Consider the following 11,690-nt stretch of genomic DNA (forward strand, 5'->3'; position numbering starts at 1 on the left):
CGGGTCTGTGGTCTCCTCCGTCTGCGGGCGCGCGTGTCTGGGCGCCCGGGGGGGCGCGCGGGGGGGGGGGCCCCCGGGGGGGGGGGGGGGGGGGGCCCGGGGCCCCCCCCCCCCCCCGCCCGGAGGCGTCTCCTTGGATCGGCAGGCGGGGGCGTCAGCCGACCTTCCAAACCAGGGGTGCGGTGTCCATGATGTTCCCGTACGTGAGGAAGCTGGGCGGGGCCTCGTTCGGGACGAGATAGACGGCACACAGCTTGACGGACTGCCCGTCCGCGAGCGTGACCAGCGACCGGGTGTCGCACTGCGGGATCGCCTTCTGCAGGGTCGCGGCCGGCAGTGCGCCCGCCGAGTGGTCCTGGGGCTTCACCCAGACCCGCATCATGTAGGCGTCCTCGGCCAGTGGGCCGCCGGTGCGGTTGGTGAAGGAGACGGTGACGAAGTACGGCGTCTTGCCGCCGGTGGTCGCCGACGGGAGGTTGAACGGGGCGATCTCGGCGGCCTTGCCCTTGACGATCGAGACCGCGGTGGCGTCCACCACCGAGCTCTTGCCGACGTAGCGGCCGGTGGCGCCGAACGGCAGCGGGCGGTCGTAGCTGACCTGGGTGACGTTGTTGCCGCCGGCGGTGGCCGACGGCTGCGGTCCGGCCTGGGTGGTCGGGGCGGTCGGGGCGCCCGCGGCGGTCGGGGCTGCGGAGCCGGTCGGGGCGCCGGGAGCCGTGGAGGCGGGGGCGGCGCCGGTGGGCGGCGCGGCCGGGGTGCTCGGTCCGGCCGGCGGGTCGGCGTTGTCCGGCCCGCAGGCCGACAGCGCCAGGACGAGCGCCGCCGCGGGCAGGGCGGCCGCGATCCTTCGGACGGACTGGGTCTTCGTCATGGTCGTTCCCCCGTTGGATGATGTGGTCGGTGCGCCCCGCCCGGTCTCCGGGTGCCGCACGGTCGTGCCGGCGTCGATCGAGAGGGGGTGCGCCGGTGATGGTAGCCGCAGTCGGCGCGGTGCTGGCCGGATTTCTGGTGGCTCCACTGCTGCGCGGGCTGGTCGCCAGGTTCGCCGTGCCGGAGGGCGAACCCTGGTGCGGCGCCTGCCCGTTGTGCGGGCGCGGGGTGCGGCTGCTGCCGCCGACCGGGCGCTGCCCGGGCTGCCGGGAGCGGTTGGGCGCGGGCGCCTGGTCGGTGGAGCTGGTGGCGGCCGTGGTCGCCGCCGCGCTGGCGTACGCGGCGGACGGGCCGTCGGCCGCGGCGCTGGGCTGGGCGGCCGGGCTCGGCGTGGTGCTCGGCTTCGTCGACGCCCGGGTGCGCCGGCTTCCGTACCGGCTGACTCTGCCGCTGGCCGGCGGGGTGGCCGCCCTGCTGGTGGTGGCGGCGCTGGCCGCCGGGCGCCCGGGGGTGCTGCTGCGCTGCCTGCTGGTGGCGCTCGCGGTCGGGGCTCTGCTCGAACTGGCGGTCTGGATCGGCGCGTTGGGCCCCGGTGACTCCCCGCTGGGGTTCGCCCTGGGCGGGCTGCTCGGCTGGTACGGCTGGCCGGTGGCGGTCGGCGGGCTGTTCGCCGCGGTGGTGCTCGCCGGGCTCTGGGCGATCCTGCGGGCCGCCGTCGCGCTGGCCCGCCGGCGCCCGGTGCGCGGACTCGACGTCCCGGTCGGCCCGTTCCTGCTGCTCGGCGCGCTGCTGGCGGTGCTGGCCCGGTAGCACTCAGGCCGACGAGACCGGACCGGACCAGACCGGGCTGAACCGGGCCGAACCAGACCCGACCGAACCAGACCCGACCGGCCCCGACCGGCCCCGGCCTGGACACGGGAGGGCCCGCCGTACCGGGTCGGGTACGGCGGGCCCTCTGCCGGCGCGCAGGCCCCACCCTCAAGGAGCGGCACGCCGGCGGGGGATTCGGCGGGTGGGGGATTACGGCATCTTGTGGACGAACGGGCCGACCGTGGTGGAGAAGGCGTTGCCGTTGTTGGCGTCCCAGTTGGTGGACCAGGTCATCGCGCCGCGGATGGTCGGCCACTTGGCCGGCGGGACGAAGCTGCCGCAGTTGTTGCCGGTGGCCAGGCAGTCCAGCGCGTTGTTCACCACGGTCGGCGGGACGTAGCCGCCGCCGGCCGCCTTGGCGGAGGCGGGGACGCCGATGCCGACCTGGTCGGGCCGCAGGCCGCCCTGGATGTGGGTGCAGACCTGCGAGGTGATGAAGTCGACGGTGCCCTGGTTGTAGACCTTGCCGTCGCAGCCGTTCATGCCGCCCGAGTTGTAGAACTGGGTGTTGACGACGGTGAGGATGTCCTTGGTGTTCAGCGCCAGCTGGAAGTAGGCGCCGGCGGTGCTGTACATCCCGATCGTCTCGGGCGCCATGGTCAGGACGAAGCCGGGGCCGACCTTGGCCTGCAGGGTGTGCAGCGCGTTGCCGAGCGGGCCGGCCTGGACGCCGTTCTCCAGGTCGACGTCGACGCCGTCGAAGCCGTAGTCCTTGATGATCGCGTAGGCGCTGTTGGCGAAGTTGTTGCCGGCGGTGGCGTCGCCGACGGTGATCGCGCCGTTCTGGCCGCCGATGGAGAGGACGACCTTCTTGCCGGCCGCCTGCTTGGCCTTGATGTCGGCGCGGAACTGCGCGTCGGTGTAGCCGCCGAGGGCCTTGGACAGGCCCGGGTCGAGGGTGAAGCTGATCGCGCCGGTCTGGGTGGGCACGGCGTCGGCGAAGGACACCGCGATGATGTCGTAGGCGCTCTGCACGTCGCCGAGGCGCTGCGGGGTCGAGCCGTTGTCGAAGTTCTGCCAGTAGCCGGTGACCGCGTGCGCGGGCAGGCCGGTGGCCGGCGGGGTGGTGGCGGTCGCGGTGGCCGTGGGGGTCGGCGTCGCGGTCTGGGTCGGGGTCGCGGTGGCCGTCGGCGTGCCGGTCGCCGTGGGGGAGGAGGTCGCTGTGGGCGAGGAGGTCGCGGTGGCCGTGGCGGTCGGCGACGGGGTGGCGGTGGCGGTCGGGCTCGGCGTGGAGGGGCCGCCCGGGCCGATCAGGCTCACGTCGTCGGCGAGGTAGGCGCTCTGGCCGTACCAGCCGTGCAGGTAGACGGTGACGCTGGTGGCGTTCGCGCCGGTGGTGAAGGTGGTGGACAGCTGGTTCCAGCCGCTCTGGTTCGACCAGGCGGACGGATCGGTGCCGCCGGTGCCGCGCGCGCCGAGGTAGACGTACGGGCCCTGGACCCAGGCGCTCAGCGTGTAGCTGGTGTTGGGCAGCACGCTGATGGTCTGGGTGCACTCGGCGGTGTCGCCGGCGCCCGGGGTGGCCTGCAGCGCGCCGGTGCCGGAGTGGGCCGGGGAGGAGACGGTGGTCGCCGCGCCGGCGCAGGTCCAGCCGCCCAGCCCGCTGTCGAAGCCGCCGTTGGTGACCAGGTTGCCGACGGCCGCGCTGGCACCGCCGGCGAAGAGGGCCAGGCCGCCGCCGGCCAGGGCGAGGGCGGTGGCGCCGGCCGCGACGGCCGGGAGGGGGCTGCGCCGGCGCTTGTGCGCAGGCTGGTTCAGCGTACGGGCCATGGGGTGACGCTCCTGGGGAGGGAGCGGCCGCCGCGGTGGGGGGCGCGGCGGCCGCGTGTGGGGGAGGGGAGGTCCGCAGTGGTGCGTGGGGGAGGGGAGGCGGGGCGGGGTCGTGTGGGGTTCGTTCCGCCTTGGATCAAAAGCTGGACTAGACCATTGCCGGTCGTCAAGCATCGGACAGTCGGCTTACGGATTCTTTAAGGATTCGGAGACCGTTCCGTGTCCGCGGTCGGAGCACCCCGGGAAGGCCCGCGACACGCCCGCCGGGACGGACTCCGTACAGGACCGTGACCAGACCGCTACCTGCGGCTTTACCGTGTGCCTGCCCGCCGGAGTAGGCTGCGCCGGGGCGTTGACGCACCAGCTGAACGAGCACGGAGGGGCCGGGAATCATGGGTCTGCGCGATGTCGCCGAACGGACGCCGGGGCTGCGCACCCTGCTGGGCGGGATGTACGGGCTCTACGGCCGCCGGGTCGAGGTCCACCTCGCCCGCACCCCGCACCACATCGGCGTGATCCTGGACGGCAACCGCCGCTGGGCGAAGGCCGCCGGGGGCACCACCGTGTACGGCCACCAGCGCGGCGCCGACAAGATCAGCGAGTTCCTCGGCTGGTGCGACGAGACCCACGTCAAGGTCGTCACCCTCTGGATGCTCTCCACCGACAACCTCGACCGCCCCGCCGACGAGCTCGTCCCGCTGCTCGGCATCATCGAGGACGCCGTCACCGGACTGGCCGCCGCCCGCCGCTGGAAGGTCCACCCGGTCGGCGCGCTGGACCTGCTCCCGCAGCACACCGCCGACGTGCTCAAGCGGGCCGCCGAGGAGACCGCCGACATCGACGGCATCACCGTCAACGTCGCGGTCGGCTACGGGGGCCGGCACGAGATCGCCGACGCCGTCCGCTCGCTGCTTCAGGAGCACGCCGGGCGCGGCACCTCGATCGAGGAACTGGCCGAGATCCTCGACGTCGAGCACATCGCCGAGCACCTCTACACCCGCAACCAGCCCGACCCGGACCTGATCATCCGCACCTCGGGCGAGCAGCGCCTGTCCGGCTTCCTGCTCTGGCAGAGCGCGCACAGCGAGTTCTACTTCTGCGAGGCGTACTGGCCGGCCTTCCGCAAGGTCGACTTCCTGCGGGCGCTGCGCGCGTTCGAGCAGCGCAACCGGCGACTGGGCCTCTGAACGGGTGAAGTGACCGCCGTAGGGCTGGCCTACCCGGAGCCCTCGTGAGGCCAAACGTTCACCGGCAATGATCCGTCAGTTCGCCGGGGGCGCGAATGCACCGCCCCTCGCCTGGGAATACTCCTGGCAGTCCGGTCCCGAGGCCACCGGGGCAGCGGGGCCGGCTTGCCGCGGATGACGCAGGGTCATCCGCTCTGGAGGCCTAGTGGTCAGTTCCAAGAGCCGCCGGACGCCAGACCGGCGCACGTACGTTCTCGACACCAGCGTGCTCCTGGCGGACCCGCTCGCCATGACCCGCTTCGAGGAGCACGAGGTCGTCCTGCCGGTGGTGGTCGTCACCGAGCTGGAGGCCAAGCGGCACCACCCGGAGCTGGGCTACTTCGCCCGCCAGGCGCTGCGACTGCTCGACGACTACCGCATCCGCCACGGCCGGCTCGACGAGCCGATCCCGGTCGGCGAGCTCGGCGGCACCATCAGGGTCGAGCTCAACCACTCCGACCTGTCGATACTGCCGGCCGGCTACCGGGTGGGCGGCGGCGAGGCGGACTCCCGGATCCTCGCGGTCGCCCGCAACCTGCAGGCCGAGGGGTACGACGTCACGGTCGTCTCCAAGGACCTGCCGCTGCGGATCAAGGCCAGCTCGGTGGGCCTGCTCGCCGAGGAGTACCGGGCCGAGCTCGCCATCACCTCCGGCTGGACGGGGATGTCCGAGCTGCACGTCCCGGCGGAGCAGGTGGACGCGCTGTTCGCGGCCGGCCACGACGCCGCGGTGGACGTCGAGGGGGCCGACGAGCTGCCGGTGCACACCGGGCTGGTGCTCACCTCGGAGCGGGGCCGGGCGCTCGGCCGGGTGACCGGCGACGGCCGGGTCCGGCTGGTGCGCGGCGAGCGCGAGGCGTTCGGACTGCGCGGGCGCAGCGCCGAGCAGCGGGTCGCGCTGGACCTGCTGCTCGATCCGGACGTCGGCATCGTCTCGATGGGCGGCCGGGCGGGCACCGGCAAGTCCGCGCTGGCGCTGTGTGCGGGGCTGGAGGCGGTGCTGGAGCGGGGGCAGCACCGCAAGGTGATGGTCTTCCGTCCGCTGTACGCGGTCGGCGGGCAGGAGCTCGGCTACCTGCCGGGCTCCGAGTCGGAGAAGATGAGCCCCTGGGCGCAGGCGGTCTTCGACACCCTCTCCGCCGTCACCACTCCGGACGTGATCGAGGAGGTCATCTCCCGCGGGATGCTGGAGGTGCTGCCGCTGACCCACATCCGGGGCCGCTCGCTGCACGACGCCTTCGTGATCGTGGACGAGGCCCAGTCGCTGGAGCGGAACGTCCTGCTGACGGTGCTGTCCCGGATCGGCCAGGGTTCGCGGGTGGTGCTCACCCACGACGTGGCGCAGCGCGACAACCTCCGGGTGGGCCGGTACGACGGCGTGGTGGCGGTGGTGGAGAAGCTGAAGGGGCATCCGCTCTTCGCCCACATCACGCTCACCCGCTCGGAGCGTTCGCCGATCGCGGCGCTGGTCACGGAGATGCTGGAGGACATCCACCCGTGATCCGTCCCTGACCAGGACATAGTCGGACAATACGGTCAACTCTTGGCGCGGGGCCCGCTCTTGACCGAGCGGGCCCTCGCCCCTTTCATCACATCGAGTGCTTTCCGTCCGGGGAACTCCCGTGCGGTGAATGTGACATGCGCCACGCGGACGGGAATTGCGTCGACAGTGCCCGGTGCGGCATGGTGAGGGTTCTGTCAGGCCCCGCGTACGGCGCGGCAGGGCTTCCGGACTCCGGGAGTCCGGTCCCGGATGGTCCACCAACTCCGGTCGGTGGGCGCACAATTGAAGACCGATGAGCCGTACGCCGCCCGATTCCAACGCCCGGTCGCCTCACCTCGGCCGGACGCCGGGCCAGCACCTCCCGTGACCAGAGCACCTGCGGAGGTCAGTGTCAAGGGGCATGTTGCGCCCGCACGGTCACGCGTGGGCGATGCTGGAAGGAATCCATGTGACTCGGATCTCGGTCCGGGGAGTCGCTGTGGCCTCCGCCACCGCCGTCACCGCTGTCGGTGCCGTCGTGGGTATGGCCTCGGGCAGCGAGGGCAAGACGACGCAGACGGTCGATGTCGCCGGCGCGACCCTGCTTGCCGAAGTCCCCTCTGGCGCCCAGGCGCAGACCATGAGTGACAACATCGGCCAGCAGGCCTCCGCCCAGCAGGCCTCCGCCGACGCCGCGGCCAAGGCCGCCGCGGAGCAGAAGGCCGCCGAGGAGGCCGCGCGCCAGAAGGCCGCCGCGGACGCCCAGGCGAAGGCCGACGCCCAGGCCAAGGCCGATGCGGACAAGGCCGCCAAGGCCGCCGAGGAGAAGCGCAAGGCCGACGAGGCCGCTGCCAACCGCTCCAAGGCCCGTTCGGCGATGGCCGCCACCGACAACAGCGCCCCGCCGGTCTCGGTCAGCCCCGGTTCGGTCCAGGACATCGCCCGGCAGGTCGTCGGTGACGACACCCAGTTCCAGTGCTTCAGCCAGATCGTGAAGCGCGAGAGCGGCTGGGACTACACCGCGACCAACCGGAGCTCCGGCGCGTACGGCCTGGTCCAGGCGCTGCCCGGCACCAAGATGGCCTCGGCCGGCGCTGACTGGCGCACCAACCCGGCCACCCAGATCAAGTGGGGCCTGGGCTACATGAACAGCCGCTACGGCAGCCCCTGCGGCGCCTGGTCGTTCTGGCAGTCCCACAACTGGTACTAGGAGTCGCCACCGCCTGGCGGTGGACTCCCGTACGGCCCCCGGCACTCGTCCCACCCGACGAGCGACCGGGGGCCGTCGCGTTCCCGCCCACCGGGAGTCGGGCCGCGCCGCCCGGGCTGCGCTGACCAGTGCGCCTGCGGGCGGTGCGGGCCCGGTGCGGACGCGGGGCGCGGGAAGGGGTCCTGGTCGCTTCCCGCACCGGCCGGTCCGCCGACAGTTGGTCCACGGTCCGAGGCCTCGCTCCCCCTGGGGGCCTCGTCCCGACTCCTCCCCAGCGATCCAGGTCCGAAACCATCTGAAACCTGGCGGTTTGCCCCGGTTTGATGGCGAGGTTGTTCGAGCCGAACCCGGCGGGGGTCGGACTCGCCGGGCCGCCGCCGGGTAGCGTCATCCCTGACGGCCGTGGCAGGACCCACGGCGTACCGCCGGGCACGGCGGCTCAGTAGGGGAGCGGTGGTAGCGAGGATGGCGCGGGGCGGAAAGGCCTTCAAGGCCGTGGCCAAGGGCATGGCCGTGGTGGCGAGCGCGGCCGCCGTGATCGAACGGCGCCGGCGCGCCGCGATGGCGGCTGACCCGCACGAGCTCGCCGTCCCGGTACTGGCCGAGGCGCCCGACCCGGTGCCGGCCCCGCGGGTCGAACCCGCCGCGGCACCGGCCCCCGCCCCGGCGGCCCCCGTGCCGGTCGCACCGCCCGGCCTCGCCCGGGAGTACCACCCCGGCCGGCCCGCGACCCCGGCCGAGGCCGTGCCCTGGGGGCTACGGGTGGCCGCCGAGTCGACCTGGCGGCTGCTGCTGCTCGGCGGCGCGCTCTACGTCGTCTTCTACATCGTCGACATGCTGCGGCTGGTCGCCTTCGCGGTGCTGGCCTCGCTGCTGATCTCCGCGCTGCTGGAGCCGACGGTCTCCTGGCTGCGCCGGCACGGCGTGCCGCGCTCGCTGGCGGCGGGCGGGGTGTTCCTGAGCGGTCTGGCCGGGATCGGGCTGGTCGGCTGGTTCGTGGTCTGGCAGGTGTCCACCAACCTGTCGACGGTCACCAGCAAGGTGAAGGACGGCGTCGACCAGCTGCGGGACTGGCTGAGCACCGGGCCGCTGCACCTGACCCAGCAGCAGATCAACGACTACGCCGACCAGATCGGCAAGGCGATCACCACCAACACCGACCAGATCACCTCGGCCAGCCTGACCGGCGCGCAGATCGCCGTCGAGGTGCTGACCGCCGTGGCGCTGGCCTTCTTCACCACCTTCTTCTTCCTCTACGACGGCTCGCGGATCTGGAACTGGGCGCTGCGCGGGCTGCCCCGGCACTCCCGCTTCGCCATGGCCGGCGCCGGCCCGAAGGCCTGGGCGACGCTCACCGCGTACGTGCGCGGCACCGTGTGCGTGGCCTTCATCGACGCGGTCTGCATCGGCATCGGCATCGACCTGCTGGGCGTGCCGATGGCGATGCCGCTGGCCGTGATCATCTTCCTGGGCGCCTTCGTCCCGCTGGTCGGCGCACTCGTCACCGGCACGGTCGCGATGCTGATCGCCCTGGTCACCGAGGGGCCGTGGACGGCGCTGATGGTGCTGATCGTGCTGGTCGCGGTGATGCAGATAGAGAGCCACATCCTGCAGCCGCTGATCCTCGGCCGGGCCGTCCGGGTGCACCCGCTGGGCGTCGTCCTCGGCGTCGCGGCCGGCGGCATCATCGGCGGCATCGGCGGTGCGGTGGTGGCCGTCCCGCTGATCGCCGTCACCAACACCGTGATCACCCACCTGCGTCGGCGCAACGAGGCCGGCCAGGCCGTCTTCACCGCCCTGGAGGCCGCCCGCGAGGCCGCCCGGACCTCCGCCGCTCCGGCCGCGGAGGGCCGGGGCTGAAGCACAACGCCGACGGGCCCCTCCCGGATGTGGTGTCCGGGAGGGGCCCGTCGGCGTTGGTGCGGGGTCCGTCAGGCGCCGGCGGCGGCGAGGGCGGCCTCGGAGTCGAGGACGCCGGCCACGGCCTGCAGGACGGCGGCGATCTTCATCGAGGCCTGGACGACCTCGCGCTCGACGCCGGCCTTGCGCAGCACGGCCTCGTGCGAGTCGAGGCACTGGCCGCAGCCGTTGATGGCCGAGACCGCGAAGCACCAGAGCTCGAAGTCGACCTTCTCGACGCCCGGGGTGCCGATGATGTTCATCCGCAGGCCGGCCCGCATCGTGCTGTACTCCTTGTCGGAGAGCAGGTGCAGCGTCCGGTAGTAGACGTTGTTCATCCCCATGATCGCGGCCGCGCCCTTGGCGGCGGTGTACGCCTCCGGGGAGAGGTTGGCCTTGGCCTCGGGCTCCAGCTCGCGCAGCACGGCGGGGCTGCGGGTGGCCATCGCGCAGGACAGCACGGTGCCCCAGAGCTGCTGGGCGGGGAGGTCGGAGTTGCCGATGACCGAGCCCAGGTTGAGCTTGAGGTCCTTGGCGTAGTCCGGGAGGGCGGCCTTCAGGTCGTCGAGGGCCATGGGTCAGCCCGCCAGCAGGGCCTGGGCGTCGAGGGTGTCCTCGCCCTTGGTCCAGTTGCACGGGCACAGCTCGTCGGTCTGCAGGGCGTCCAGCACCCGCAGGACCTCCTTGGGGTTACGGCCGACGGAGCCGGCGGTCACCATGACGAACTGGATCTCGTTGTTCGGGTCGACGATGAACACCGCGCGCTGGGCGGTGCCGTCGGCGCCCTCGACGCCGCAGGCGCGCATCAGGTCGTGCTTGACGTCGGCCAGCATCGGGAAGGGCAGGTCGCGCAGGTCCTTGTGGTCCTTGCGCCAGGCGTGGTGCACGAACTCGGAGTCGCCGGAGACGCCGAGGATCTGGGCGTCGCGGTCCGCGAACTCGTCGTTCAGCTTGCCGAACGCGGCGATCTCGGTCGGGCAGACGAAGGTGAAGTCCATCGGCCAGAAGAAGACGATCTTCCACTTGCCCTCGTAGGACTTGTGGTTGATCTCGGCGAAGGCGTTCGCGGCGTCCAGGTCGACGCAGGCGTTGAGTTCGAACTCGGGGAACTTGTCACCGATCGTGAGCACGTTCGCTTCTCCTGAAGTGAGACTGAGGGGAGTTTGTCCGGATTCCGGACACGTCCTACGGTTCCACATCGTGGACTGATCAGGGAAATAGCTAGACTTGATGTGTCTGATCGGAGATGGCTATCAGTACCGAACCGCCCACGTCCCGGCCCCGCCCCCGCAGGGGCGTCGCCGCCAAACCCGAGGCCGCTGTGGCGAGCGCCACAGTCCGCAGCCCCCGGGCGCCGACCGTCGCCCAGCTCAGGGCCTTCCTCGCGGTCGCCGAGCACCGGCACTTCCGGGAGGCCGCCGCCGCCACCGGGACCAGCCAGCCGGCCCTGTCCGGGGCGGTCGCGGCACTGGAGGAGTCGCTGGGCGCGCAACTGGTCGAGCGTACGACGCGCAGGGTGATCATCACCCCCCTGGGTGAGCGCGTGCGCGAGCACGCACGTCGGGTGCTCGCCTCGCTGCAAGCCCTGACCGAGGAGGTCGAGGCCGCCCGCCGTCCGTTCACCGGGCCGCTGCACCTCGGTGTCATCCCGACCGTCGCGCCCTACCTGTTGCCCACCGTGCTGCGGCTGGTCCGCGACCGCTTCCCGGAGCTGGAACTGCACGTCCACGAGGAGCGCACCCCCGCGCTGCTGGAGGGGCTGGCCGCCGGGCGGCTGGACGTCCTGCTGCTCGCGCTCCCGGCCGGCGGCACCTCGCCGACCCGCGACATCCCGCTGTTCGACGAGGACTTCGTCCTGGTCACCCCGCCCGACCACCCGCTCGCCGGGCGGATCGACGTCCCGCGCGACGTGCTGCTCGACCTGGACGTGCTGCTGCTGGAGGAGGGCCACTGCCTGCGCGACCAGGCCCTCGACATCTGCCGTGAGGTCGGTGCCGATCCCGGGGGCTCCACCACCCGCGCGGCCGGCCTGTCCACCCTGGTCCAGCTGGTCGCCGGCGGCCTCGGGGTGACGCTGCTGCCCGCCACCGCGCTGGACGTCGAGGCCGGCCGCACCGACCGGCTGGCCGCCGTCCGCTTCGCCGCCCCGACTCCCGGCCGCCGGATCGGGCTGGCCACCCGCCCGGGCTCGGCCCGCAGCGCCGAGTACGAGCGCTTCGCGGCCTCGTTGCGCGAGGTGCTGGCCGAACTCCCGGTCCGGATCGTCTCCTAGTACTCCAGCTGTAGATCACGATCATGCTTGGGTCGCGGCTTGGCGTCTGTAGTGACTGGCCTGGGAACGGGCTTGATGACGACGTCTCCA

General features: G+C 72.7%; 10 protein-coding genes. 6 read left to right on the forward strand and 4 right to left on the reverse strand.

All coding sequences use genetic code 11. The features are described from left to right. Window positions 1–154 precede the first annotated feature (154 nt). Window positions 155–871, reverse strand: a complete 717-nt coding sequence (locus ACIPLC_RS32665; RefSeq protein WP_400476659.1) for a hypothetical protein — start codon at window positions 869–871, stop codon at window positions 155–157. Window positions 872–966: 95 nt separating this feature from the next. Between ACIPLC_RS32665 and ACIPLC_RS32670 the strand changes: the two genes are divergently transcribed. Beyond that, the gene (locus ACIPLC_RS32670; RefSeq protein ID WP_400476660.1) at window positions 967–1,680 is read left to right on the forward strand and encodes a prepilin peptidase; all 714 of its coding nucleotides are present in this window, start codon (window positions 967–969) and stop codon (window positions 1,678–1,680) included. Between the two features lie 210 nt (window positions 1,681–1,890). On the opposite strand, the gene ACIPLC_RS32675 is transcribed toward ACIPLC_RS32670, so the two are convergent. Beyond that, a complete protein-coding gene (locus ACIPLC_RS32675) occupies window positions 1,891–3,510 on the reverse strand; it encodes a chitinase (RefSeq protein WP_400476661.1) in 1,620 nt (539 codons plus the stop codon). A 392-nt stretch (window positions 3,511–3,902) separates the two neighbouring features. Between ACIPLC_RS32675 and ACIPLC_RS32680 the strand changes: the two genes are divergently transcribed. From ACIPLC_RS32680 to ACIPLC_RS32695, 4 genes are all read left to right on the forward strand, one after another. Further along, window positions 3,903–4,697, forward strand: a complete 795-nt coding sequence (locus ACIPLC_RS32680; protein WP_208869076.1) for an isoprenyl transferase — start codon at window positions 3,903–3,905, stop codon at window positions 4,695–4,697. Window positions 4,698–4,902: 205 nt separating this feature from the next. After that, window positions 4,903–6,237 (forward strand): PhoH family protein, encoded by a 1,335-nt coding sequence (locus ACIPLC_RS32685; RefSeq protein ID WP_400476662.1) that lies wholly within the window; start codon window positions 4,903–4,905, stop codon window positions 6,235–6,237. 433 nt (window positions 6,238–6,670) lie between these two features. Beyond that, window positions 6,671–7,429, forward strand: coding sequence for a lytic transglycosylase domain-containing protein (locus ACIPLC_RS32690; protein WP_400476663.1), 759 nt, complete (start codon window positions 6,671–6,673; stop codon window positions 7,427–7,429). A gap of 465 nt (window positions 7,430–7,894) precedes the next feature. Next, on the forward strand, window positions 7,895–9,289 hold the full coding sequence (locus tag ACIPLC_RS32695; protein WP_400476664.1) for an AI-2E family transporter: 1,395 nt from the start codon (window positions 7,895–7,897) through the stop codon (window positions 9,287–9,289). A gap of 71 nt (window positions 9,290–9,360) precedes the next feature. Here ACIPLC_RS32695 and ACIPLC_RS32700 read toward each other — a convergent pair whose 3' ends face one another. Further along, the gene (locus tag ACIPLC_RS32700; RefSeq protein WP_400476665.1) at window positions 9,361–9,903 is read right to left on the reverse strand and encodes an alkyl hydroperoxide reductase; all 543 of its coding nucleotides are present in this window, start codon (window positions 9,901–9,903) and stop codon (window positions 9,361–9,363) included. Between the two features lie 3 nt (window positions 9,904–9,906). Next, window positions 9,907–10,458, reverse strand: a complete 552-nt coding sequence (locus tag ACIPLC_RS32705) for a peroxiredoxin (protein ID WP_063347991.1) — start codon at window positions 10,456–10,458, stop codon at window positions 9,907–9,909. A gap of 191 nt (window positions 10,459–10,649) precedes the next feature. Here ACIPLC_RS32705 and ACIPLC_RS32710 point away from each other — a divergent pair, with 191 nt between their 5' ends. Beyond that, window positions 10,650–11,600: a LysR substrate-binding domain-containing protein gene (locus ACIPLC_RS32710; protein ID WP_400476666.1), complete on the forward strand. Its 951-nt coding sequence runs from the start codon at window positions 10,650–10,652 to the stop codon at window positions 11,598–11,600. The last annotated feature ends 90 nt before the right edge of the window (window positions 11,601–11,690 follow it).

The organism is Kitasatospora sp. NPDC086801 (assembly GCF_044745805.1).
Classification (GTDB): Bacteria; Actinomycetota; Actinomycetes; order Streptomycetales; family Streptomycetaceae; genus Kitasatospora.